Below are 23,369 nucleotides of genomic sequence, written 5' to 3'. Positions count from 1 at the left end.
TACGGCATCAGCTCCAAAGGCGGCCCGGGACACCCGTCCGCCACCTGCTGCCACCACCGGTTGAGCCCGCCGACGGAACGGAAAGTGTCCAAGATTGCCAGCTGTGGCGGGTGAAGCTGCCTGGGTCTTGCCGGGCGGGACCAGTCGATTCTTGATGTCACGGGAGTTCGACGGACTGCGCGGCCAGGCGGGCAGCTCGCATGGTCAGGTAGAGCTGTTCGGGGCGGCTGCTCGTGCGGGCGGCGGCGACCCGGTAGCCGGCGATCGCCTGGGCCTGGTCGCCGGCCATCTCGTGCAGGTGGGCGCGGGCGGCGGCCAGCCGGTGATGTCCGGCCAACTGCGGGTCGTGGGCCAACGCGTCGAGGGCGGCCAGGCCGGCGGCCGGTCCGTGCACCATGGCCGTCGCCACGGCCCGGTTGAGGGCCACCACCGGGCTGCCGGCCATGCGTTCCAGCACCTCGTACAGCGCAAGGATCTGCGGCCAGTCGGTCTGCTCGGTGCTCGACGCCTCGTCGTGCAGGGCGGCGATGGCGGCCTGCACCTGGTACGGACCGACCGGCCCGCGGGGCAGGGCCCGGGTGACAAGTGCGACGCCCTCGGCGATCGCCGTCGCGTCCCAGCGGCTGCGGTCCTGATCGGCAAGTGAGATCAGCTCGCCGGAGGGCCCGGTCCGCGCCGGCCCGCGTGCCTCGGTGAGCAGCATCAGCGCCAGCAGTCCGGCCGATTCGCTGTCGTTCGGCAACAGCATGTGCAGCGCACGGGTCAGCCGGATCGCCTCCGCCGCGAGGTCGACGCGGCGCAGGTCCGGGCCGGCGGTGCTGGTGTGCCCCTCGGTGAAGACCAGGTACAACACCTGCCGTACGGCGATCAGCCGGTCCGCCCGCTCCGCCGGCTCGGGCATCCGGAACGGCAGCCCGGATGTCCGGATGCGCTGCTTGGCCCGGCTGATCCGCTGCGCCATCGTCGCCTCGGGCACCAGGAACGCGCGGGCGATCTCGGCGGTGCTCAACCCACCGACGGCGCGCAGGGTCAGCGCCACCGCCGACGTCGGCGCGAGCGCCGGGTGGCAGCAGAGGAAGAGCAGCACCAGCGTGTCGTCCCGCTCGGCGGTCAACTCCTCGTCCGGGGCTGGCGCGTACCGCTTGTCGTCCGGGTCCCGGCGGACGACCAGGTCCTCCCGGCGGCGTCTGGCCTGCTCACCGCGGACCAGCTCGATCATCCGGCGGTAACCGACCTGGATCAGCCAGCCCCGGGGGTTCGCCGGTAGCCCCTCGGTCGGCCACTGGGTGGCGGCGGCCAGCAGCGCCTCCTGCACCGCGTCCTCCGCCGTGGCGAAGTCACCGAAGCGGCGGCTGAGCACGCCGAGGACCTGCGGCGCCAACTCGCGCAGCAGGTCCTCGATGCGGGGATCGGTGTTCAGTCCTCACAGCTCCTGCGGCGGGGCGGACATCACCGGGTGCACCTCGACCGGCATGTTCAGCGGCCGACCGCCGGGGCCGGGCGCCGTGGAGATGTGCGCGGCCAGCTCCACGGCCCGCTGCGGGCTTTCGCAGTCGACGATCCAGAAGCCGGCCAGGAACTCCTTCGTCTCGGCGAACGGCCCCTCGGTGACCACCGGCGCCCCGCCCTCACCGGCGCGGACGATCCGGGCCTGCTGCGGGCCGCCGAGGCCCTGCCCGGCGACCCACTCGCCGTTGGCGGTGAGCTTGGCGTTGACCTCGCCCATGAAGGCGATGTGCGCCCGGACCTCGTCCTGGGTCCAGGTGTCGATGCTCGGGAAGTCGGTCCCGGCGGCGCTGAACTGCATCAGCAGCATGTACTTCATGGTTGGCTCCTCACGCCCGTGCACCGTCGTCGGTGCTCTCACACTGAGGTAGATGCAGGCCCCGCCGTTCTCGACACCCCGGCCGAATATTCTCCAGAATCTTTTCAGTCGACGGCGTCGACCTCCAGCACCAGGCTCTGCTCCGGGTGCAGGGCGGGCAACTGCACACCCACCCGGGCCAGCGCCGCCCCGCTGAGGGTGAGACCACCCGCCAGCCAGGTGGGCGGAGACAGGTCGATGCTCGCCGGTGCCGGTACCCCGGACGCCTGTCGCACCCGGTACCGCCGGCCCGGGTCGAGGCCGGGCAGCCGCACCGCGCCGGGCACCTGCGTCACCGAGGTGGTCAGCCGGGCCACCGCGTACACCGCACGGGTGTTGTCGTGGTCGATCACGCCGTGCGCCCAGACGGCCGGGTCCTGGTGGTCGACCCGGACCACCCGGCCGGCGTGCAGCAGCGGGCGCAGCCGCTTGTGCAGTGCCACCCAGGCGGCCAACTCGGTCTGCTCGGCGGCGCTGATCGACGCGATGTCCCACTCGATGCCGTGGTGGCCGAAGAGCGCTGTCGCCGCCCGGAAACCCAGGTCGTGTACGCGCCTGGTGGTGTGCGAGCGTTCCGGACCGACGTGGGTGCCGATCAGCTCCGGTGGCAGCAGCAGCCCCGTCCAGCGTTGGATGCTGAGCCGCTCCAGGGCGTCGTTGCAGTCGCTGGCCCAGACCCGGTCGGTGCGCGCCAGGATGGCCAGGTCCACCCGGGCCCCGCCGGACGAGCAGCTCTCGATCTCCAGACCCGGGTGTCGATCGCGCAGCTCGTCGAAGAGCCGGTAGACCGCCACTGTCTGCCCGTGCACCCCGGGGCGGCCGTGGTGCCCGGCCTCGGTGAGGTCCCGGTTCTGGTCCCACTTGAGGTACCGGATGCCGGGGTGGTCGGTGAGCAGCGTGTCGAGGCGTTCCAGCACATAGTCGTACGCCTCGGGGCGGCCCAGGTCGAGCACCTGCTGGTGGCGCCAGGCCGGCGGCAGCCGCCCCGGTACGGCGAGCAGCCAGTCGGGGTGCGCGCGGAACAGGTCCGAGTCGGGGTTGACCATCTCCGGCTCGACCCAGAGGCCGAACTGGAGGCCCTGGCCGGTGACGTGCTCGATCAGCGGTTGCAGGCCGTCCGGCCAGACGCCCTCGTCGACGTACCAGTCGCCGAGCCCGGCGGTGTCGCCGCGCCGGCCGCGGAACCAGCCGTCGTCGAGCACGAACCGCTCCACGCCGATCTGCGCGGCCCGGTCGGCGAGCGCCCGCAGTCGGTCCAGGTCGTGGTCGAAGTAGACCGCCTCCCAGACGTTGAGGGTCACCGGGCGGGGGGAGCGCGGGTGCCCGGGTCGAGCCCGGAGGTGGGTGTGCAGCACGTCGCTGAGCCCGTCCAGCCCGACGTCGGACCAGACCGCGTAGAGCAGCGGAGTCTCGTAGGACTCGCCGGGCCCGAGCCGGATCTCCCCGGGAGCCAGCAGCTCGCCGCCGCCGAGGGTGGACTCGCCGGTGGGCCGACGCTCGGCGAACGTGACGTGGTCGCCGCTCCAGGCGGTGTGCACCGCCCAGACCTCGCCGTGGCCGAAGCCGAACCCGGTGGTGCCGGCCACCAGCAGCAGCGTGGCGTCGTGCCCGGTACGACCGTGACGGCCCTCGCGGACCCAGGCGCCGTGCTGCCAGGGGTGCCGCTGCGGGGACCGTTCCCGACACCACCGGCCGGTCAGGTCGAGCAGTTCGGTGGCGACCGCCGGCACCGGCAGCACCGGCGTCAGCTCCCGCAACTCGTACGCGCTGTCGCCGTCGTTGCGCAGCCGGTGCCGAACGGTCAGCAGGCCGTACGGGTCGAGCGTGATCTCGATGGACACTGTCAGCCCGGCAGCCGGGTCCGACGCCCGGACGGTCACCCGGGCCGGCCCGTCGGCGGGCTGGTCGACGTCGAGACCGTCCAGCCGGAACGCGGTGGACCAGTCGGCTCCGTCGCGGTGCCCGGCCAGGCCGGGCCGACCACTCCAGCCGGCGCTCGCCTCCGGTAGCACTGACAGCACTGTCGGCTCGTCGAAGCTGCTCGGCACCACCGGCGGTACTGTCGCGTCGGTGAGCTGGCGCAGGCCGTCGTCGTCGAGGTTGCCGACGTCGCCGCCCCAGTGCACGACCCGCGGCAGTCCCGGGCCGCGCGCGTCGAGCACCAGGCTGGTCCACGCGCGGCGCAGGTGCAGGATCGTCATCCTTTGGAGGCTCCCAAGGTCAGGCCCCGAACGAAGTGCCGCTGGAGCATAAAGAAGATCACCAGGGTGGGGATCGCGACGAGCACACTGCCCGCCGAGACCAGGTTGTTGTCGGTGAAGAACTCACCGCGCAGGTTGTTCAGCGAGCTGGTCACCGGGAACTTGTCGCCGGTGCGCATGAGGACGGTGGCCCAGAAGAACTCGTTGTAGATCCAGGTCACCTCAAGCGTCGCCAGCGCGGCCAGGGCCGGCCGGCACAGCGGCATGGTGACCTGCCAGTACTGCCGCCAGATGCTCGCCCCGTCGACCATCGCCGCCTCGTACAGGTCACGGGGCAGGGCCTTCATGTAGTTGCTGAGCACGAAGACACAGAAACCGCACTGGAAGGCCACGTTGATCAGGATCAGGCCCCAGTAGCTGTCGTAGAGCAGCTCCGAGTCGCTCATGAACTCCGGCAGCGGCACCTCGGTGAAGAGCCGGAACAGCGGGATGAGCAGCGCCTGCTGGGGCAGCAGGTTCGCCGCGGTGAAGATCCCGAGCAGGACGAGGTTGAGCTTCCAACTGAACCGGGCGATGACGAACGCCACGCAGGAGGCGAGGAAGAGCGTCAGCAGCACCGCCGGCACCGTGATGTACACCGAGTTGAGAAAGTGCTGCCCGAACTCCGCCGTCCGCCAGGCGGTGACGTAGTTGTCGAAGGTCCAGCCGCCGAAGGAGACGTAGCCGTTCGCGGCGGTGTAGTCGTACGAGCGCAGCGAGGTCAGCACCGCCCAGGCGATCGGGAAGAGCCAGGCCAGCGAGACGACGATGAGGAAGCCGTGCAGCAGGATCCGTAACGGGGTCAGCTTGCGCCGACGAACCGGAGTGTCCACGCTCATTCCCGGTTCTCCCTCATCACGGTCGCCAGGTAGATGGTGATGAAGACCAGCGAGACGACCAGCATGATCGTCGCCAGCGCCGAGCCGAAGCCGATCCGGCTCGCCTCACCCACCACGTTCTGGGTGACCAGCGCGGAGATCAGCTCCAGACCGTTGCGGCCCTTGTTGACCACCCAGACCAGGTCGAACGCGCGCAGCGACTCGATCACGGTCACCACCAGCACGATGATGTTGATGGGCCGCATGACCGGGAACACGACCCGGAAGAACGCGCGGCTCTCCGAGGCGCCGTCGACTGCCGCCGCCTCGCGCAGCGATGGGTCGACGCCCTTCAGACCGGCCAGGTAGAGCAGCATGATGTACCCGACGTGCCGCCACCCGGAGGCGACCATGACCGCCCAGATGTTGACGCTGGAGTCGCCGTACCAGTCGATGCTGCTGCCGAAGACGGCGTTGATCAGGCCCTGGTCGCGGGAGTACAGCAGCTGCCAGACGAAACCGATGAGTGCCAGCGAGAGCACCACCGGCAGGTAGAGCGCGGTCTGGTAGAAGCGGCTGCCGCGCAGCTCCTTGTCCAACAGCACGGCCAGGAACATGCCGAACGGGGTGGCGACCACGAAGAGCGCCGCGAGCCAGAGCAGGTTGTGCTGGACCGCCGGCACGAACGGCGGGTAGATGTTCACCACGTCGCTGTAGTTGCGTGCGCCGACGAACTCGATCTCGTTGAGAGGGCCGATGCCGTCCCAGTTCGTGCCGGAGAGCAGCACGGTGGCCGCCGCCGGCAACCAGACGAACCCGGTGACGAGCAGCAGCGGGACGAGCACCATCAGCGTGATGACCACGCGGTCGGTGCGGGACAGGAGCCGTAGCCGTCGGCGACGACCACCAGTGGAGGTGGTCGCGGCCGGCGGCGGCACGGCGCGATCCGCTTGGATCAGGGGCAGGTCGGACACGATGTCCTCCCCCTTCCGCCGTCAGTCAGTGAAGATCGACTTTTTCTGGTTCTCGATGGACGAGGTGAGCCCGCCGATGTCCTTGGGGTCCTTGATGAACTGCTGGAGCGCCGGGATGATCACCGTCGAGGCGAAGTCCGGCCGGGTGTCCCGGTCGAGGAACTGGGCGATCTCGGTGGCCGACCCGACCAGTTCGGCCGCCTTCTTCTGCAGCGCGGTGTAGCCGCTGACGTCGGCGCTGCCGTTGGCCACCAGGGTGGCCGGGTCGTTCTTGACCGTGATGTTCGCAGCGTCCTTGCCGCCGAAGTACTCCAGCAGCTTGCGCGCGTTGTCCTCGCTCTTGGGCTTGCGGGCCATCATGTAGCCGTCGATCGGGGCGTCCAGCGCCTTGGCGCCGATGGCCGGGTCGATCTCGGGGAAGGTGAAGAAGTCGAGGTCGCTCTGCTCCTCGTTGCTGAACTGCTGACCGACGAAGAGGCCGAGCAGATACATGCCGCTCTTCTTTTGCTGCAACGACTGCGCGGCCTCCTGCCAGGTGCGGCCGAGGCTGTCCGGCTGGTGCAGGGGGAGCAGGCCGGCCCAGGTGTCGAAGACCTTCTTGACCTTGTCGGAGGTCCAGGTCTCCTTGCCGGCCATCAGGTCGATGTGGAACTGGTAGCCGTTGATGCGCAGGTTGAGGATGTCGAAGGTGCCCATCGCCGGCCAGCCGTCCTTGTCGGCGAAGGCGATGGGGGTGAGGCCGTCCTTCTTCATCTGTGCGCTGAGCGCGGTGAGCTGGTCCAGGGTGGTGGGCACCTGGTAGCCGTACTGCTGCCATACCGACTTGCGGTAGAAGACCGCCCACGGGTAGTAGGACGCCGGTACGAAGTACTGTTTGCCGTCGTCGCCGGTGGATGCCTTCTTGAAGGCGTCCGAGTAGCCGGATAGCTTGCCCCACACGTCGCTGATGTCGCTGGCCAGGCCCTTCTGCGCGAAGAAGCGCATCCGGTAGCCGGCGAACCAGGTGAAGACGTCGTCCGGCTTGCCCTGTAGGTAATTGTTGATGTTTTCCTGGAACGTGTTGTGGTCGACCGTATTGACCGCTACCTGCACCCCGGACGAGGTCTTGAAGCCGTCGGTGACCTTGACCAGGACGTCCTTCGGCTTCGGGTCCGACTGGTTCGAGCCGAGTGACACGTCCTTGCTGGACCCGCCGGAACCGGAGTCGTCGCCGCAGCCAGCGAGCAGGCCGGTGCCGAGCAGCGCGCCCGTGCCGGCCGCGCCGGCCAGCAGCGATCGTCGATTGACGCCGGCGACTGAGGGCGGTACGAGCCGAGCCAGGTACTCGGCTTGGGATTGGGGACGGGACATCTGTGCCTCCTGCGGATGAGAAGGAGCTACGCCCAAGGGCCTCAGGGTGGTGAGGGCAGGTCCGGCGCCGTGATCACACATTGAGATCCACCGAGAATCCACATTGGCGAACACGAACGGCCATTGGGGCCTCAAGCTACCCTGCGGTCGGGCGCTGTCAAGAGGGCAGTTCGCCTCTGATAACCCAGTCGTGACACGGCCGTTACCTGGTAAACGTTGGAAAGAAGCTCGATGTTGGAACCTGTTGACTTCCGTGGACCAGCGGGTGCACCCTCAGCTGTCATGCGGCGATGGCAGGGTGACAGCATCTATTTCGGCGGCGACTACAACCCCGAACAGTGGCCCGAGGAAACCTGGTCCGAGGACGTCGACCTGATGCGCCAGGCCGGGGTCAACCTGGTCTCCGTCGGCATCTTCTCCTGGGCGTTGCTGGAGCCCAGCCAGGGGCGGTTCGAGTTCGGCTGGCTGGACCGCGTGCTGGATCTGCTGCACGCCGGCGGCATCCAGGTCGACCTGGCCACCGCCACGGCCAGCCCTCCACCGTGGTTGACCCGCGCACACCCGGAGACCCTGCCCCGCCGGGCCGACGGCGCGATCCTCTGGCCGGGCGGACGACAGGCGTACTGCCCCAGCTCACCGGTGTTCCGCGAGCGGTCGCTGGAGCTGGTACGCGCGGTCGCCGGCCGGTACGCCGAGCATCCCGCCGTGGTCATGTGGCACATCTCCAACGAGCTGGGCTGCCACAACGCGCACTGCTACTGCGACGTCAGCGCCGAGGCGTTCCGCGGTTGGCTGCGCGAGCGCTACGGCGACCTGGACCGGCTCAACGACGCCTGGGGCACCGCGTTCTGGAGCCAGCGCTACGGCGACTGGGCCGAGATCAACCCGCCGCGCGCCGCGCTGACCTTCGCCAACCCGACGCAGCAGCTGGACTTCCTGCGGTTCTCCTCCGACGAGCTGCGCGCCCAACTACGCGCCGAGCGCGAGGTGTTGCAGACGTTGGTCCGGCAGCCGATCACCACCAACTTCATGATCGGCATGGGCGTCAAGCACATGGACTACCAGTCCTGGGCGTCCGACGTGGACCTGGTGTCCAACGACCACTACCTGACCGCCGCCGACCCGCAGGCGCACCTCGGGCTGGCGCTCGCCGCCGATCACACCCGGGGCGTCGCCGGCGGCGACCCGTGGTTGCTGATGGAGCACTCCACCAGCGCCGTCCAATGGCAGCCACGCAACGTGGCCAAGCTGCCCGGGCAGCTGCGCCGCAACAGCCTCGCGCACGTCGCCCGCGGCGCCGACGGGGTGCTCTTCTTCCAGTGGCGCGCGTCCCGGGCCGGCGCGGAGAAGTTCCACTCCGCGCTGGTGCCACACGCCGGCCCGGACACCAAGGTGTTCCGCGAGGTCTGCCAGCTCGGCGCGGACCTCAAGGCCCTCGCCGAGGTATGCGGCAGCCGGGTGGACGCCGACGTGGCGATCCTGTTCGACTGGGAGGCGTGGTGGGGTGTCGAGCTGGATTCGCACCCCAGCGTCGACGTCACCTACGCCGACCGGCTGAACGCCCTGTACGGCTCGCTGTGGCGGGCCGGCGTGACCGCCGACATCGTCCACCCGTCCACCGACCTCAGCGGCTACCGGCTGGTCCTGGTGCCGACCCTCTACCTGGTCCGGGACGCCGACGTCGACGCGCTGCACACCTACGTCGCGGCCGGTGGCACAGCTGCGGTCACCTACTTCAGCGGCATCGTCGACGCCGACGACCACGTCCGGCTGGGCGGCTACCCGGGCGCGTTCCGGGAGTTGCTCGGCGTCCGGACCGAGGAGTTCTTCCCGCTGCGCGAGGGCGAGCAGGTCCACCTCGACGACGGCGGCACCGCTGACGTGTGGACCGAGTGGGTGCACCCCGACGGCGCCGAGGTGCTCGCGTCGTACACCGATGGGCCCTTGCCGGGCGTGCCGGCGCTGACCCGACACCGGGTGGGCGACGGCGCCGCCTGGTATGTCGGCACCCGACTGGACGAACCGGCCACCGATCGGTTGGTGGCCCGACTGCTCGCCGAGGCCGGCGTCCGCCCGGCGGTGTCGGCGCCGTCCGGGGTGGAGGTGGTCCGCCGCCGCGACGGCGACCGGACCTGGCTGTTCGCGATCAACCACACCGACACCGAGGTACGCCTGCCGGCGCGCGGCGTCGAGCTGTTGACCGGAGGACACTGTGTCGGTGAGCTGGCACTGCCGGCCGGTGAGGTGGCGGTCGTCCGTGAGGATCGGACTTGATTCTGACCACAGTCACGGCGCGAAGGAGGTTCCCCCCATGCTCGCCCAGCAGCGGCAGACCGCCATCCTCGATCTGATCCGCCAACGTGGCGGGGTACGGGTGAGTCACCTGGTCAGTCGGTTCGGTGTGTCCGACATGACGATCCGGCGTGACCTTGAGGTGTTGGCCGAGCGCGGCCTGGTCGACAAGGTGCACGGCGGCGCGACCCTCGCCGGGCCGGGTTCGGCCGAGGAACCCGGCTTCGCCGCGAAGTCGATCCGCCAGCAGGCGGAGAAGCGGGCCATCGCCGAGCGGGCCGCGACGATGGTGGAGCCGGGAATGGCCATCGCGCTGTCCGCCGGCACCACCACCGCCGCGCTGGCCACGCTGCTCTCCGACGTACGCGGGCTGACAGTGGTGACCAACTCGATCCCGGTGGCCGACGCGCTCTACCAGAACCCGCGCGCCGACCAGACAGTCGTGTTGACGGGTGGCATCCGCACCCCGTCGGACGCGTTGACCGGGCCGGTGGCCGAGGCGGCGATCAGCGCACTCAACGTCGACCTGCTCTTCCTCGGCGTGCACGGCCTCAGCCCACGGACCGGGTTCACCACGCCCAACCTGCTGGAGGCCGGCGTCAACCGCTGCCTCATCGGCGCGGCCCGCCGACTCGTGGTGCTCGCCGACCACACCAAGTGGGAGACGATCGGCATCGCCACCATCGCCCCACTGGAGGCCGCCGACGTGCTGATCACCGACCGTGGGCTGCCGATCGAGGCACGTACGACGATCGGCGAACAGGTCGGCGAGTTGGTGATCGTGGAGCCCGACTAGGGCGTCCCGCACGCCCATCCGTCCGGCAGGCCAGGACTCGAACAAGGGAGCACGGCCATGAGTGCGGTCACTGTGCGATTCGCTGCGATCGCCGTCGTGGGCCTGGCCCTCGTAGGGATGTTGAGTTGGTTGGCTGGCTCGTGGCCCGCCGACCAGACCCGGGCGACAGTCGATCACTGCTATGTGACCCACGATCGGCTGGAGGCCATGCACAGCCGGTGTGTCGGCAACTGGACCCGCGGCGGACGCGGGCGGCAGGGGCCGGTCCACGGCGTCGACGTCCAGGAGTCCTGGAAGATCATTGACGACGAGCCCAGCAGCGCGTACGAGTGGGAGGTGGCCGTCCCGGCGTCGGCTCGACAGCCCCGCGTACTCGCCGACACCCGGCAGGCATGGGCGCTGTCGCCGCGTGCCCTGCCCTGGGGTCTGGTCCCCGCCGGCCTCGTGGCGCTGCTGGCCGCGCTCGCCTGGTTGATCACCGCGACGGTCAGGGCACCGAGGCCGGCGCCGAGTGCGCCGGCCGACTCGATCGCCACGCCCACCTGACAGCGGCCACCTTTGCAGGCGCTAGTGGTCGTTCAGCATGAACAGGAGCGTTCGATGCTCCAGGTCCAGGAACACCACCCGCCAGCGTGTCGACGGGAGTGTCTCGTTGTAAATCTGACTGTGCAGCCAGCGGGGCTTGGCCGGAAGGAACGGCACGAGGTCCGGCCGCACGTCCGTCGGCGTGTGCGAGTGGACAAGCTCGGCCGGGTCGATGGATGCGAACGGAACGAACGTGAACTGCTCGGCCAACCTGTGCGCGTCCTCCGGGCGCAGCACGATGACGCCCTGGTACTCCCAGTCCGTCGGGCCCGGCGCCCGTGAGCACGGATTGCCCAGCGCGCGCGCCTGCCAGTGAATCTCCGAATACTCACCGACATGCGGGAGTTCCTCCGGCGAATCCCAGCGACTGACCCGGACCTTCGCCTCGTCGGCCTGCCGTTGCTCCTGGCACCCACGCGTCTCGTCCACCGCTGCCGTGTCGCATCCGACCACCACCAGCAGCAGCCCCACCGCCGCAGCGAGCATGGCCGGGCGTGCCCGTCTCCCCGTCTTCATCGCCCAGACTGTAGATCGGTCTGGGGACCGCCGTCGGACAGGCAGGAGCCGACGTGGTCGGCCTCCCGCGCACACCGACGGCGATCGGGCATGTTCCGGTCGCAGAAAACCCAATGTCGTACGTGCTGCGCGTCCTCGGCCGACACTGTGGAGCCGCCGATGTCGATTTGCGGCGTGGACGCCAGGGAACGGGCGAGTGTCCGCGCCAGGTCCAGCGCCCTCGTCTACCCGGTAGGCGGCTGGATGGCCTTCGTCAACGGGGTGAAGGACGGCGATTTCCGCGTCCTGATGCGTGATGGACTCGGGTTGCAGGAAGTCGGGGTGTCCTGGTCGCGGGGATGCCCCGGTTTTCAGGAACCCGAGTCGATCAAGCGGCGCCGGGCCACGCGCCGACCCGAGCGTCGTCGGCGCGGGCGCTTCACAGCCACCTCACAGGGGTGCTGGATAGGGTGCCGTTCGAGTCAACGTCCGACTCCAGCCTGGAGCGGTCGGCGTCGCACAGGAGTTCCGATGGTCTTCAAGAAGATGTTGAGCGCGTTCGGTGTGGGCGGTCCCAGCGTGGACACCGTGCTGACCAACCCCAACACCCGGCCCGGCCTGACCCTCGACGGGCAGGTCAACCTCGTCGGCGGCGACGCTGAGGCAGCCATCGAGCAGGTGGTGATCGGCCTGGTCACCCGGGTCGAGGTCGAGGGACACGACACCGAGTACGCGGGCACGATGGAGTTCCACCGCATGGCGGTCAGCGGTCCGCTGAAGCTCGCCCCGAAGCAGCAGCTCTCGATCCCGTTCCAGCTGCCGGTGCCTTGGGAGACCCCGATCACCGACGTGTACGGCCAGCGCCTGCACGGCATGACGATGGGTCTGCGCACCGAGTTGGCGATCGCCCGGGCGGTCGACAAGAGCGACCTGGACCAGGTGGCGGTGCACCCGCTGCCGGTGCACGAGCGGATCCTGGAGGCGTTCCAGCGGCTCGGCTTCCGGTTCAAGCACGCCGACCTGGAGCGTGGTCACATCCGGGGCGTGCAGCAGACGCTGCCGTTCTACCAGGAGATCGAGTTCTTCGCCTCCCCGCAGTACGCGAGCACGATCCGGGAGGTCGAGCTGACCTTCGTGACCAGCCAGCGCGGTGTGGAGGTCATCCTGGAGTGCGACAAGCGCGGTGGGTTCCTCAGCGCAGGGCACGACGCGTTCGGTCGCTACCAGGTGGCGCACACCGACGCTGACCGGGTGGACTGGGCGCAGGTCGTCGACGGTTGGCTGCGCGAGACCACGTCCCGCTACGGCAGCCTGCGCTCCCAGTACGGCCCGAGCCACGGTCACGGGCACAGCCGCGGGCACGGCATGGGCGGCATGGTGGCCGGAGCGGCGCTCGGCGTCGCCGGCGGCATGGTCGCCGGCGAGATGATCGAGGACGCGTTCGAGGGCGACTTCGGCGGTGACTTCGGCGGCGACGAGTAGTCGTCCCACACGCGACGATGGCCTCCGGGAGGTTCTCCCGGAGGCCATCGTGCGCTGTGCTCGTGCTACCCGCTTAGTGGCGGGCCTTGCGCTCCTCGCCACTGCGCCAGTTGCTGCCGGCCTTCGAGAGGCCACGGCTACCGAGGTAGCCAAGCGTCAGCAGGGTGATCAGGAACCAGGCGTTGTCGGCCCGGAAGATGTCCACCCCAGCGGAGTTCTTACCGACGACCTGCGACGCGCCCAGTACGGCGGCCACCGCGATCAGGTAGATCCAGAACTCGGTGGTCTTGAACGCCTGCTTGGTCTCCGTACCGGGTGCCTGCATGTCGTTGCGGCGCCCGTCATGCATGACCGGCATCTGCTGGGTCTGCATGTCCCGCGTCTGAGCGGGATTCTGCGGGTCGTTCATGGGCCGGTTCATCGGCCGGGTGGAAGCAGCCTGCGTGCTCATCTGGTCCTCCTCAGGATGCGATGAGTCGTACCTGCATTCCCTCGCCCCGCTACCGCGTTTCGGCCACGGCACGGTTCGCTTTCGTGGCGGGGACAACCCCCGACTACCCGAGGCCGGTGAGCAGGTAACACCGATCGCCGGCCGGAAAAAGTCCGGCCGGCGATCGGCTGGACGACGGGTCAGCGCAGGCCGTTGCGGATCGCCACGCTCACCAGAAGGCCCGGGTCGTCGGTGATGATGCCGTCGACGCCCAGGTCGATGACCCGCTGCATCACCGTCGCGTCATCGACGGTGTACGGGATCACCTTCAGGTCGTAGCGCGTTTGCAGGGTCCGAACATCCGGTCCGTGGAAGTATGCCGGGTTCTCCCGCAGGTACCAGTCGGTCGAGGCGACAGTGCCCTGCTTCGGGTCGTGCACCTGCCAGTTGGCCGAAACCGTGCCAGCGCCCGCGGCCCGGGTCAGCTTGCCGAGGTCCTGGTATTTCCACCAGTCCAGGCCACCGGTCCACGGGCTCTTCACCGACGGGTTGCCGTAGACCGCCTCCAGCGAGCACTCGTCGGCGAGGGTCGTGCACTCGGCCGGACCGTACTGCCAGACCAGGCCGACAGTGCCGATCCGCCGGTCGAGCTGCCGCGCGTACGTGATGGTGCGCCAGTCGAACGACTGGATGGTGGCCCGGCTGGTGAAGCCGGCCCGCTGGATCGCGTCAACGAGCTTGCGGGTGAAGCTGCGGTACGGCTCGGTGTCGTTCACCACCGGGCTGATCTTTGTCTCGATGTTCATTCCGATGTCGGTGCGGCCACTCGCCTTCACCAGGGCGAATACCTCGTCCAGGGTAGGGATCCTGGCACCGGGCGCGGGCACCTGGGCGGGCAGTTCGGGCAGCGTCTTCGTGCCGCAGTCCACGGTCTTGAGCTGCGCCAGTGTCAACTCGTGCACCGACTTGCCCACGTACGGGAACTTCCGGTCTCCCGCGCGCACCGGGGCGGTGTCGACGCAGTGCGACCCGTTGACGGTGCGATCGTGCAGCACCACGAGCTTGCCGTCGGCGGTCACGTTGGTGTCCAGCTCCAGCGTGGAGATGGCCCGGTTGGACAGCGCGTTCGCGAACGCCGGAAGGGTGTTCTCCGGCCGGGTGGCTCGACCGCCCCGGTGCGCCTGGATGTCGAACGGCGCGGTGTACGCCTTCGGCAGCCGGTAACCGCGCTGCGCCAGCAGGCCCCGCAACCGGTCCGGGTAGTCGGTGATGAGGCCGTCCACCCCGTCGTCGATCAGCTTGGTCATGGTCGGCACGTCGTCGACAGTCCACGGGATCACCTTGATCCCGTAACGGTGCGCCTGGGCGACCATCTCCTTCGTGACGTACGGCTTGTAGCCGGGGTCGGTGACAGTGCCGTTCTGCGGGGACCCGTGCACCGGCGAGAAGGCGCTGGCGCCGAAACTGCGGATCGCCTTGATCGGATCGCCGCCGAAGTCGTCGATGTCCAACCCGCCCAGCCACGGCGAGGCACCCGACTGACCGGTCTGGAGGAAGTCGTAGTTGGTCAGGGCGACCAGCGGCAGCTTCGGCTCGACCTGACGCATGCGCATCAGCGCGCCCCAGTCGAAGCTCTGGATGGTGACCTGCTTGAGCAGCCCGGCGGCGCGGATCTCGCCCGCGGTGACCCGGACGAACTGCTCCCGGGGGGCGGTCTCGCTCGGCGCGCCAGCCTCGACCTTGGTCTCGACGTTGAGCTTCACGTCCGTGGCCCGGTAGCGGTTGACCAGCGCGAAGACCTCACGCAGCAGCGGCATCCGGACACCGGGGACGGCGAGCTGGCCGGGCTTGTCCGACAGCGTCTTCGAACCGCAGTCGAGCGAGCGCACCTGGGCCAGGCTGAGCGTGTTGATGTACTTCCCGACGTACGGGAACTCCGGGTCGCCGGGCGTCACCGGGGTGGTGTCGGCGCACTTGGTGCCGGTCACCTTGCGGTCGTGGGTGACGACGGCCTGGCCGTCCTCGGTGATCTGCACGTCCAGTTCGAGGGTGCTCACCCCGAGCTGGAGGGCGTTGCCGAAGGAGGCGAGAGTGTTCTCCACCCGCAGCCCGAGGCCACCCCGGTGGGCCTGCACGTCGAATGTCCGGTCCGGTCGTGGCTTCGCCTGAGCGGGCACCGCGAGCCCGGTCGTCACCGTCGCGGCCACCAGGGCCGCGACGGCGGTACGGCGTACTGTGCGCACGCTGTCATCCCCTCCTGCCGGCGGGCATCTCCCACCGGTCGCGGGACAGCATGGACATCTCGGGCTGCGGGCAGGCGGCCAGCGGGCGGCGTGACGGTGAACCGCCGTGGACGACCTCCCGGTCAGGCCGGGTTTGGTCGGCCGGTGGCCGGGCACGCAGTCAGTTCCACAGCTTCTGCGAGGTGATGGACGTGCGTGAGGACGACATGCGGCAGGATGCCGCCCGCGAGGCCGAGGATCGGATCGCCGGCGGCGTGTACGGCAAGGGCGCCCTCGACGAGGTGACTGTGCCCCGCACCGATGTGGAGAGTCAGATCCAGCGCGATGACCCGTTCGATCCGGCGAAGGAACGGATCGACCCACAGGTGCTGCGCGACGGCGGCCCCGTCGGCGGGCAGGGCGCGGTGACCACCACCGGCGGCACCGCCGGGCCGGCGAGCGTACGCCGGGTGGCCCGACAGCCGGAGCGACACCCGGGCACTGTCGCACCGACCACCACCGGCGATGCCACCACCGGCGGCCTCAGCACCCCGAGGGGCGGTGGCACCAGCGACCAGTCCACCTCCGCAACGGGCCCGGCGAAGTCCATCAGGGACACATCCAACGACTGACCCCACCCGCCGTCCCCGCCGAGCGACAACTCGGTGGGGACGGCGGGCTTCGTGGTCAGCTCGCCGGGCGGAGGACGCCCAGGCGTTGGGTGGCGCGGGTCAGGGCCACGTACAGGTCGCTGCGTCCGCGGGGGGACTCGGCCACCATCCGGTCCGGGTCGACGACCAGCACCGAGTCGAACTCCAACCCCTTGGCCTGCGCGACTGTCAACACCACCACCCGGCTCTCCAGCTCCGGATGCTCGCCGACGGCGGCCTCGGGCAGGGCGGCGGTCACCGCCGCGCCCAACTCGCCCACGCGGCCGGCCGGCACGAGCACCCCGAGCCGGCCCTCGGTCAGCCCGGCCGCCTCCCGGGTGGCCTCGGCGACCAGTTCCGCCGCCAACCGCCCGCCGGGCACCGTCCGGTCCCACGGCGGTACGCCGCTCTCCCGCACGGAGCGCGGCGGCCGCAGCGCCGGGTCGATCTCGGCCAGTACGTCGGCGGCGACCGCCATGATCTCGGCGGGGGTGCGGTAGCTGACCGTCAGCTCGGTGAGCCGCCACCGCTGCTCGACGTACGGGGCCAGGGCGTCCGCCCAGGAGGGCGTGCCGCTGAGCGCGCCGGTCTGCGCCACGTCCCCGACGATCGTCATCGACCGGCTCGGGCAGCGGCGCATCAGCAGTCGCCAGGCCATTGGCGAAAGCTCCTGCGCCTCGTCCACGATCACGTGGCCGAACGCCCAGGTGCGGTCGGCGGCGGCCCGCTGGGCGGTGGTCAGCCGGTCGGCCTCCTCCTGCCGCTCCAGCAGCCGATCCGCGTCGATCAGGTCGGTCACACCGAGGATCTCACCGCCCTCGGCCTCGTCCTCGACGTCGATCGAGCGGGAACCCCGGGCGATCTCCAGCACGCCCTCGGCGTACTCCCGTTCCATCACCCGGATGCGGTCCCGCCGGGCGGCGGCGGCACGTTCGTCCTCGCCGAGCAGTTCGGCGGCCTCGTCCAGCAGCGGGACGTCGGCCGGCGTCCAGCCACCCGGCTCGCGGCGCAGCAGCGCCCGCTCGTCCTCGCTGAGCATCGGCGCGGCGGCGGCGATCCGGTCCGGGTCGGCGTACAGGTCGGCGAGCAGCCGCTGCGGGGTGAGCACCGGCCACAACCGGTCGAGGGCGCCCTGGATCTCCGTCTCCTCGCGCAGCTCGCGTCGGATCTCGGCCCGGTCCGCCTCGTCGAGGAGGTTGTCCCCGCCGAGCGGGTCGGCGCCGATGCGTTCGGCCACCTGGTCGGCGAGCGCGTGCACGATCTCCACGTCGAACAACGCGCGGGCCAGGTTGTGCGGTCGGTCGACGCGGCGGACCCGGTCCCGGGCCGCGCGCACGATCTCCGGGTCGAGGGTCAGCGTCTCCCTCTCGACCTCGATCTCCAGCGGTTCGTCCGGCACCCACTGCCGGTCCCGTACGGCCAGCGCCAACACCTCGGCCAGCACCGCCCGGCCCTTGAGCGCCGTGGTCTCCGCCGGCTCGGTCCGTTGGGCGCTCACCCCGGGAAAGAGATCACCCTGGGTACGCAGCAGCACGCCGGTCTCGGCCAGCGTCGGCAGCACCTGGGAGATGTAGCGCAGGAACGTCGCGTTCGGGCCGACCAGCAGCACACCACGGCTGGAGAGTTCCCGACGGTGCGTGTAGAGCAGGTACGCCGCCCGGTGCAGCGCGACAGCGGTCTTGCCGGTGCCGGGACCGCCCTGGACCACCATCACGCCCGGAAGCTCCGCGCGGATGATCTCGTCCTGTTCGGCCTGGATCGTCTCGACGATGTCGCGCATCCGGCCGGTCCGGCCCGCGTTGAGTGCGGCGAGCAGCGACGCCTCACCGGTCAGCTCCTCGTGGGCGCCGGGGGAGGCGGAGTCGATGTCGAGCACCTCGTCGTTGAGCCCGGTCACCTTGCGCTGCCGGGTACGCAGGTGCCGGCGACGGCGTACGCCCTGCGGGTTGGCGGCGGTGGCGAGGTAGAACGGGCGGGCGGCGGGTGCCCGCCAGTCCATCAGCAGCGGATCGTAGTCACCACCGGTGTCGAAGATGCCGATCCGGCCGATGTAGTGGCGGGAGTCGTCGTCGCCGTCGAGACGCCCGAAGCAGAGCCCGTTCTCCACGGCGGAGAACTGTTCGACCTGATTGGCGTACATCGCTACCGAGCTGTCGCGCTGCGAGCGGTCCTGGAGGGTGCCGCCGGTGTTGTGCAGCTCGGCGGTGAGCCGGTGGGCGGCCTGCTCACGCAGCTGGTCCAGCCGGTTGTAGAGCATCGAGACGTACTCCTGCTCGCGACCGATCTCGTCGTCGAGCGGCAATTCGCCGGAACCGCCGGAGTGCCTTGACAAGCCGTCTCCCTAAAGATTAGAATCCTTTGCAGGAACGGCTTTTAGCCGTTCTTTTTTGTGCCTTCGAACTGTTGAAGATAGCGCGTTCCGCCGGTTCTCACCAAGCCGGGCGGTCCGGCGCGCCGGTGATCACGAGGTGGCGGCGGATGATCCTGCGGACCGGGCAACGGGTGGTCTTCATCGGCGACAGCATCACCGATTGTGGTCGACGCGACGTCGCCGCGCCCTACGGCAGCGGATATGTGAGTCTCGTGCGCGCCCTGGTCGACGCGCGGCACCCCGAGTTGGAGCTGGAGTGGGTCAACCGGGGTGTGGGCGGCGACACGGTGCGCGACCTCGCCGCCCGCTGGGACGAAGACGCCGTCGCCGAGCGCCCCGATTGGCTCGCGGTGATGATCGGCATCAACGACATCTGGCGGCACTACGGTGACCGGCCGGATGAGGCCGTCGGCATCGAGGAGTACGAGCGCACCCTGCGTGACCTTCTCCGTCGGGCGGTCAGCGCCACCGGCTGCCGACTGATCCTCGGCGACCCGTTCTTCATCGAGGCCGACCGGAGCGTCCCGCAACGCGCCGACACCGACCGGTACGCGGCGGTCGTGGCGGGGCTGGCCACCGAGTTCGACGCGGTGCACGTGCCCAACCAGGCGGCTTTCGACCGGGTGCTGGCGGTGAGTCCGGCGACGCGCTGGGCCGACGACCGGGTCCACCCGCACCTGCCCGGCCACGCGGTCCTCGCCGACGCGTACCTCAGCGCTCTCGGCGTCTCCTGACCTCCGCCTGACCCATAGCGAAGCGCCGGGCCGACCGTCAGGTCGACCCGGCGCGAACACCGTGGAGATCAGCCGCGGGCGGCCTGGTAGAGCCGCTCCGGCGTCACCGCTCCGGCGAGCACCCGGCCGTCGTCGGTGAGCAGCACGCTGAACAGTTTGCTGGTGAGGAGCCGACCGCTGCCCCAGTCACCACTGACCGCCGGCAGCCCGCCGAGCAGCTTCGAGATGTCCATGTCCATGTCCGGGCCGGCGCCGGCCGGGGAAGCCGCCGGCTTCGTGGCGGGCTTGCGGGCGGCATCGGCCCCGTCGAGGCGGCTGACGAGCACTGTCGTCCAGCCCTCGCCCACGGCACGGACCTGCGGGTCACCCGCCGGCTCGACGTGACCGGGCTTGCCCGTGTGACCGGGCTTACCCGTTGGGCGCTCGGCCTTCTCCTCGTCGACAGTCACGCCGGGCGGCGGGTTGAAGCGGAACTGGTCGGCGTCCGGGCGGCGGTAGTCGACCTGGGTGAAGGCCACCTCGAACGCCGGCCGGTCGCTGCCCTTCGCGAGCACCTCGAAGCGCAGCGGCACGTGCTGCTTGGCGTCGATGGCGATCCGCAGCTGGTGCACCAGGGAGGCCTGGTCGCGCGGCTGGAGCACCAACTCGTACGCGTCCCGGCCGGCAACGGTGGCCGACCGGCCGACGCTGACCTCGGTGCTCGGGTCGATCGCGCCCAACGCCAGGTCGGCGGCCTGCTGCGGGGTGGCCGGCAGGCTCGCTGCCGGTTCGGGGGCGGGCTTCCAGGCCCCGGCGTCGCCGCCCAGCGTGCGATGGGTGGCGGTGTTGCTGCGGCTCTGCCACGTCCACAGGTCCCGGCCGTTGCGGATGATGTCCTGTTCGCCAAGGGTGTCCACCAGCGCGACCCGCTGCTTGTCCGGCCCGGAATACCAGACCCGCAGGGTGTGGGTGCCGGTCAGCAGGGTGGTCAGCTCGTTGCCGGGAACCAGCCCGACGAGGGGCGGCAGGCCGAGGTCGGCGCGTTGCACCAGGGTCCCGGACAACCCCTCCAGCCGGGACGTCTGTAGGTCGACCAGGAGCTGAGCGGCGGTTCGGGGCGGCAGGCTCGGCTCGGCCTCGGCGGCGAACGTGCCGATTGCCGCGCCGCCGCCGATGACGGCGACGGCCGCGGTGGCCGGGACCAGCCAACGAAGGACGGGACGGCTTCTCAGGACGGACATGGTGGCACCTCCTGCGGCCATCTTGCCCCCTCCGTGCTGTGAACGCGCTGAGGACACCGAACCGCGCCGATTGACCCGGGTGGCACCCTTGAGCTGTGCGGGTGCTGGTGGTGGAGGACGAGGCCCGGTTGGCGGCTGCCCTGCAACGCGGTCTCCAGGCGGAGGGGTTCGCGGTGGACGTGGCGGCGACCGGCCCGGCGGGCCTGGATGCGGCCCGGCACGGCGGGTACGACGCGATGATCCTCGACGTGATGCTGCCGGGCCTCTCCGGGTACGAACTGGTCCGGCGGCTGCGCGCGGAGCAGCACTGGTTGCCGGTGCTGATGCTCTCCGCCAAGGACGGCGAGTACGACCAGGCCGACGGTCTCGACTGCGGTGCCGACGACTACCTGACCAAACCCTTCTCGTACGTGGTGCTGCTGGCCCGGCTGCGGGCGCTGCTGCGTCGGGGCGCGCCGGAGCGCCCGACCGTGCTGGCGGTCGGTGACCTGCGGCTGGACCCGGCCCGTCGGCGGGTGACCCGGGCGGACGCCGAGGTGGCGCTGACCGCGCGGGAGTTCGCGCTGCTGGACTACCTGATGCGCCGGCCGGGCCAGGTCATCTCCAAGATCGAGTTGTTGGACCACGTCTGGGACGCGAGCCTGGAGACCGCGCCGAACGCCGTCGAGGTGTACGTCGGCTACCTGCGCCGCAAGCTCGGCCGGGATCGGCTGGAGACGGTCCGGGGCGCCGGCTACCGGCTGGCGACGTGACCGCCGACGGCCCGGCACCCACCGGTCGGGCCCGGCCCGGCCGAATGCCGGTCCTGGGGCTGCGCGGGCGGCTCATGGCGCTCGGTGTGGTCGGTCTCACCATCGGGCTGGCAGTGGGCGGGGTGGTGCTGCTCGGCGCACTCGGCTTCGTGCTCCAGCGCACTGTCGACACCGAGGCGTTCCGCACCGCCGACGCGGTCGCCCTGCTCGCCGCCGAGGACGCGCTGCCCGACCCGCTGCCGGTGGCCGGGGGGCAGGTCCGCGTGCAGGTCGTCGACGGGCAGGGACGGATCCGCGCGGCTTCGATCGACGCCGACCGCCTGGTGCCGATGGTCCGCCCGGAGCGACTGAACCGCGACGGTCGGCAGCGGTTGGAGGTGCCGGCCGAGCGGGTCGGGCTCGTCGGCCCGGTTCGGGTGGTCGCCGTACCCGCCGGCACCGCGGCCGACCCGCTCACCGTGCTGGTCGCCCGCTCGATGGCCGACGTGCGGCACAGCACCCATGTGGTCCGGACCATCCTGCTGGTGGCGTTCCCGCTGCTGGTTGCCGTACTGGCCGCTGTGGCGTGGCGGGTGGTGGGCGCGACCCTGCGGCCGGTCGAGGCGTTACGGCGAGGCGCCGAGGAGATCACCGGCAGGGCCGGCGCCGGTCGGTTGCCGGTGCCGGCGTCGGCCGACGAGATCCACCGTCTGGCGGTCACCCTCAACGGCATGCTGGGTCGGCTGGAGTCCGCCCGCGTCCGGCAACGGGCTTTCGTGTCCGACGCCGCGCACGAGCTGCGCAGCCCGTTGACCAACATCCGGACGGAGCTGGAGGTGGCCCAGCGCCTCGCCGACCGGACGGACTGGACGGCGGTGACCGCCAACCTGCTCGCCGACACCGACCGGTTGAGCCGCCTGGTCGACGACCTTCTGCTGCTGGCTCGCCTGGACGAGACCCCGGCGGCCCGGGGGACCGGCCCGGTGGAGCTGGGCGCGTTGCTGACCGAGGTCACCGCCCGCTACCCGTCGCCGCCGGTGCGGGTGACGCCGCCGGAGGGCCAGCTCTGGACGATCGGCAGCGTCGAGGAGTTGCGTCGCGTGCTGGCCAACCTGGTCGACAACGCGGTACGGCACGCACACGGCAGTGTCGTGCTCGCGGCGTCGACGGCGGCACCGACGGTGGGCTCTGGGGCGGGGCCCGGCGTGGGGGCGTACCACCTGGTGACGGTGACCGACGACGGCCCGGGGGTCGCGGTGGCGGACCGGGAGCGGGTCTTCGACCGGTTCACCCGGCTGGATGACGGACGGGCCCGCGAGGATGGGGGCGCCGGCCTGGGGCTGGCCATCGTCCGGGAGTTGGTCCGACGCGCGGGCGGCAGCATCACCCTGACCGACGCGCCGGAGCAGCGAGGGCTACGGGTGTGCCTGCTGCTGCCAGCGTTGCCGGCCGAGGATTCCCAAAGGTAGACGGTCCGTGACGGCGACCTCCCCCAACCACCTACCGATGCCCCCTTTGCTCTGCACCCGCGGAGGCGACAGCTACCTAACGTGATGCTCGCCGACGTGTCTGGCGGCAGCGGCCGCGATGTCTCAGCTGGTCATCGGAGGTGGTGCACATAGGTAAGCAGAGCAAAGGCTGGGCGGGAGTGTGGACGGAGGCGACGGGTGCAACGGCCTGTCACGGCGGGCCGGTCAACGGGTAAGCCCACGCTGAGTGAGGTCGGCGGGCGTGGCTGGCGGAGCGAGGGCTGTCGGATGGTGGCTGGCCGGGTCAGCGGCGGCGGGTGCAGACCTGCTTGGAACGGGCCACTGTGTCGGTGGACCAGGCGACGGCGACGGTGAAGCAGAAGTCGTTGGTGCGGTTGAGCGCGTAGATGACGAAGCTGGTGGTGCCGGCGGGCAGCGTCGCGAAGATGTTGTGGGTCTGGCCGGTGCGCCCGCCCGCGATGACGACCGGGCCCTCGCCGCCGGCCGGGTAGGTCCAGTTCAGCGCGATGCTGTCCCGGGTGTCGCGCAGGGTCACCGCGCTGGGTGGGGTGCCGGGCGGCGCCGCGGCGGCAGCCGACGTGGGTGCCGTGCCGCCCGGGGCCGGCGCGGTGCTGGCCGGCGCGCC

The 23,369-nt window shown here is 70.6% G+C and carries 20 protein-coding genes and 1 pseudogene; 8 read left to right on the top strand and 13 right to left on the bottom strand.

Annotated elements, in window-relative coordinates; translation table 11 throughout:
• Positions 1–157: 157 nt before the first annotated feature.
• The 6 genes from NIE79_RS13070 to NIE79_RS13045 all read right to left on the bottom strand — a co-directional run bounded on the left by NIE79_RS13070 (position 158) and on the right by NIE79_RS13045 (position 7,246).
• On the bottom strand, positions 158–1,420 hold the full coding sequence (locus NIE79_RS13070; protein ID WP_274524038.1) for an RNA polymerase sigma factor: 1,263 nt from the start codon (positions 1,418–1,420) through the stop codon (positions 158–160).
• A 3-nt stretch (positions 1,421–1,423) separates the two neighbouring features.
• A complete protein-coding gene (locus NIE79_RS13065; protein ID WP_238678808.1) occupies positions 1,424–1,825 on the bottom strand; it encodes a YciI family protein in 402 nt (133 codons plus the stop codon).
• Between the two features lie 104 nt (positions 1,826–1,929).
• Positions 1,930–4,065: an alpha-galactosidase gene (locus NIE79_RS13060; protein ID WP_238678807.1), complete on the bottom strand. Its 2,136-nt coding sequence runs from the start codon at positions 4,063–4,065 to the stop codon at positions 1,930–1,932.
• Positions 4,062–4,943: a carbohydrate ABC transporter permease gene (locus tag NIE79_RS13055; protein WP_238678806.1), complete on the bottom strand. Its 882-nt coding sequence runs from the start codon at positions 4,941–4,943 to the stop codon at positions 4,062–4,064. Before NIE79_RS13055 ends, NIE79_RS13060 begins: the two co-directional genes overlap by 4 nt.
• A complete protein-coding gene (locus NIE79_RS13050) occupies positions 4,940–5,896 on the bottom strand; it encodes a carbohydrate ABC transporter permease (protein WP_238678805.1) in 957 nt (318 codons plus the stop codon). The genes NIE79_RS13055 and NIE79_RS13050 overlap by 4 nt, the downstream gene beginning before the upstream one ends.
• Positions 5,897–5,917: 21 nt before the next feature.
• The gene (locus tag NIE79_RS13045; RefSeq protein WP_238678804.1) at positions 5,918–7,246 is read right to left on the bottom strand and encodes an ABC transporter substrate-binding protein; all 1,329 of its coding nucleotides are present in this window, start codon (positions 7,244–7,246) and stop codon (positions 5,918–5,920) included.
• Positions 7,247–7,528: 282 nt separating this feature from the next.
• On the opposite strand from NIE79_RS13045, the gene NIE79_RS13040 reads away from it, so the two are divergent.
• Genes NIE79_RS13040 through NIE79_RS13030 form a run of 3 tightly spaced genes read left to right on the top strand, consistent with a single transcriptional unit; the run spans position 7,529 to position 10,880 of the window.
• Positions 7,529–9,520, top strand: coding sequence for a beta-galactosidase (locus NIE79_RS13040; RefSeq protein WP_238678803.1), 1,992 nt, complete (start codon positions 7,529–7,531; stop codon positions 9,518–9,520).
• 37 nt (positions 9,521–9,557) lie between these two features.
• The gene (locus tag NIE79_RS13035) at positions 9,558–10,334 is read left to right on the top strand and encodes a DeoR/GlpR family DNA-binding transcription regulator (RefSeq protein WP_238678802.1); all 777 of its coding nucleotides are present in this window, start codon (positions 9,558–9,560) and stop codon (positions 10,332–10,334) included.
• A gap of 57 nt (positions 10,335–10,391) precedes the next feature.
• Complete coding sequence (locus NIE79_RS13030; RefSeq protein ID WP_238678801.1) at positions 10,392–10,880, top strand: hypothetical protein; 489 nt, start codon at positions 10,392–10,394, stop codon at positions 10,878–10,880.
• A gap of 21 nt (positions 10,881–10,901) precedes the next feature.
• On the opposite strand, the gene NIE79_RS13025 is transcribed toward NIE79_RS13030, so the two are convergent.
• Together NIE79_RS13025 and NIE79_RS34010 are read right to left on the bottom strand one after the other, a co-directional pair.
• A complete protein-coding gene (locus tag NIE79_RS13025) occupies positions 10,902–11,435 on the bottom strand; it encodes a hypothetical protein (RefSeq protein WP_238678800.1) in 534 nt (177 codons plus the stop codon).
• Positions 11,432–11,650 carry a hypothetical protein gene (locus NIE79_RS34010; RefSeq protein WP_308193178.1) on the bottom strand — a complete coding sequence of 73 codons (219 nt, stop codon included), beginning with the start codon at positions 11,648–11,650 and terminating at the stop codon, positions 11,432–11,434. Before NIE79_RS34010 ends, NIE79_RS13025 begins: the two co-directional genes overlap by 4 nt.
• Before the next feature lie 295 nt (positions 11,651–11,945).
• Between NIE79_RS34010 and NIE79_RS13020 the strand changes: the two genes are divergently transcribed.
• The gene (locus tag NIE79_RS13020; RefSeq protein WP_238678799.1) at positions 11,946–12,896 is read left to right on the top strand and encodes a sporulation protein; all 951 of its coding nucleotides are present in this window, start codon (positions 11,946–11,948) and stop codon (positions 12,894–12,896) included.
• Between the two features lie 73 nt (positions 12,897–12,969).
• Here the strand turns inward: NIE79_RS13020 and NIE79_RS13015 are convergent, their stop codons facing one another.
• Together NIE79_RS13015 and NIE79_RS13010 are read right to left on the bottom strand one after the other, a co-directional pair.
• The gene (locus NIE79_RS13015; RefSeq protein ID WP_238678798.1) at positions 12,970–13,347 is read right to left on the bottom strand and encodes a hypothetical protein; all 378 of its coding nucleotides are present in this window, start codon (positions 13,345–13,347) and stop codon (positions 12,970–12,972) included.
• Positions 13,348–13,526: 179 nt separating this feature from the next.
• The gene (locus tag NIE79_RS13010) at positions 13,527–15,569 is read right to left on the bottom strand and encodes a glycerophosphodiester phosphodiesterase family protein (protein WP_238678797.1); all 2,043 of its coding nucleotides are present in this window, start codon (positions 15,567–15,569) and stop codon (positions 13,527–13,529) included.
• A gap of 191 nt (positions 15,570–15,760) precedes the next feature.
• On the opposite strand from NIE79_RS13010, the gene NIE79_RS13005 reads away from it, so the two are divergent.
• On the top strand, positions 15,761–16,180 hold the full coding sequence (locus NIE79_RS13005) for a hypothetical protein (RefSeq protein ID WP_238678796.1): 420 nt from the start codon (positions 15,761–15,763) through the stop codon (positions 16,178–16,180).
• A 55-nt stretch (positions 16,181–16,235) separates the two neighbouring features.
• Here NIE79_RS13005 and NIE79_RS13000 read toward each other — a convergent pair whose 3' ends face one another.
• On the bottom strand, positions 16,236–18,530 hold the full coding sequence (locus NIE79_RS13000; RefSeq protein WP_238678795.1) for a HelD family protein: 2,295 nt from the start codon (positions 18,528–18,530) through the stop codon (positions 16,236–16,238).
• 146 nt (positions 18,531–18,676) lie between these two features.
• Between NIE79_RS13000 and NIE79_RS12995 the strand changes: the two genes are divergently transcribed.
• Entirely contained in the window at positions 18,677–19,303 is a 627-nt protein-coding gene (locus tag NIE79_RS12995; protein ID WP_238678794.1) for an SGNH/GDSL hydrolase family protein, read from the top strand.
• Between the two features lie 68 nt (positions 19,304–19,371).
• On the opposite strand, the gene NIE79_RS12990 is transcribed toward NIE79_RS12995, so the two are convergent.
• Positions 19,372–20,523, bottom strand: a complete 1,152-nt coding sequence (locus NIE79_RS12990; protein WP_238678793.1) for a LolA family protein — start codon at positions 20,521–20,523, stop codon at positions 19,372–19,374.
• A gap of 95 nt (positions 20,524–20,618) precedes the next feature.
• Here NIE79_RS12990 and NIE79_RS12985 point away from each other — a divergent pair, with 95 nt between their 5' ends.
• Complete coding sequence (locus NIE79_RS12985; RefSeq protein ID WP_124816037.1) at positions 20,619–21,275, top strand: response regulator transcription factor; 657 nt, start codon at positions 20,619–20,621, stop codon at positions 21,273–21,275.
• A gap of 74 nt (positions 21,276–21,349) precedes the next feature.
• Positions 21,350–22,723, top strand: coding sequence for a sensor histidine kinase (locus tag NIE79_RS12980; protein WP_238678924.1), 1,374 nt, complete (start codon positions 21,350–21,352; stop codon positions 22,721–22,723).
• Between the two features lie 304 nt (positions 22,724–23,027).
• On the opposite strand, the pseudogene NIE79_RS12975 reads toward NIE79_RS12980, so the two are convergent.
• A pseudogene (locus NIE79_RS12975) lies at positions 23,028–23,369 on the bottom strand (tetratricopeptide repeat protein); the annotation flags it as partial.

The organism is Micromonospora trifolii, assembly GCF_022229005.1.
GTDB lineage: Bacteria > Actinomycetota > Actinomycetes > Mycobacteriales > Micromonosporaceae > Micromonospora > Micromonospora trifolii.
The sequence above is the reverse complement of the archived record's forward strand: the minus strand, read 5'-3'. Positions and strand labels throughout refer to the sequence as shown.

Coding starts and splice junctions, on each gene's coding strand:
- NIE79_RS13065 (WP_238678808.1), bottom strand. CDS start 1,825: ATGAAGTACATGCTGCTGATGCAGTTCAGCGCCGCCGGGACCGACTTC.
- NIE79_RS13060 (WP_238678807.1), bottom strand. CDS start 4,065: ATGACGATCCTGCACCTGCGCCGCGCGTGGACCAGCCTGGTGCTCGAC.
- NIE79_RS13055 (WP_238678806.1), bottom strand. CDS start 4,943: ATGAGCGTGGACACTCCGGTTCGTCGGCGCAAGCTGACCCCGTTACGG.
- NIE79_RS13045 (WP_238678804.1), bottom strand. CDS start 7,246: ATGTCCCGTCCCCAATCCCAAGCCGAGTACCTGGCTCGGCTCGTACCG.
- NIE79_RS13040 (WP_238678803.1), top strand. CDS start 7,529: ATGCGGCGATGGCAGGGTGACAGCATCTATTTCGGCGGCGACTACAAC.
- NIE79_RS13035 (WP_238678802.1), top strand. CDS start 9,558: ATGCTCGCCCAGCAGCGGCAGACCGCCATCCTCGATCTGATCCGCCAA.
- NIE79_RS13030 (WP_238678801.1), top strand. CDS start 10,392: ATGAGTGCGGTCACTGTGCGATTCGCTGCGATCGCCGTCGTGGGCCTG.
- NIE79_RS13025 (WP_238678800.1), bottom strand. CDS start 11,435: ATGAAGACGGGGAGACGGGCACGCCCGGCCATGCTCGCTGCGGCGGTG.
- NIE79_RS13020 (WP_238678799.1), top strand. CDS start 11,946: ATGGTCTTCAAGAAGATGTTGAGCGCGTTCGGTGTGGGCGGTCCCAGC.
- NIE79_RS13015 (WP_238678798.1), bottom strand. CDS start 13,347: ATGAGCACGCAGGCTGCTTCCACCCGGCCGATGAACCGGCCCATGAAC.
- NIE79_RS12995 (WP_238678794.1), top strand. CDS start 18,677: ATGATCCTGCGGACCGGGCAACGGGTGGTCTTCATCGGCGACAGCATC.
- NIE79_RS12990 (WP_238678793.1), bottom strand. CDS start 20,523: ATGTCCGTCCTGAGAAGCCGTCCCGTCCTTCGTTGGCTGGTCCCGGCC.
- NIE79_RS12980 (WP_238678924.1), top strand. CDS start 21,350: ATGGCGCTCGGTGTGGTCGGTCTCACCATCGGGCTGGCAGTGGGCGGG.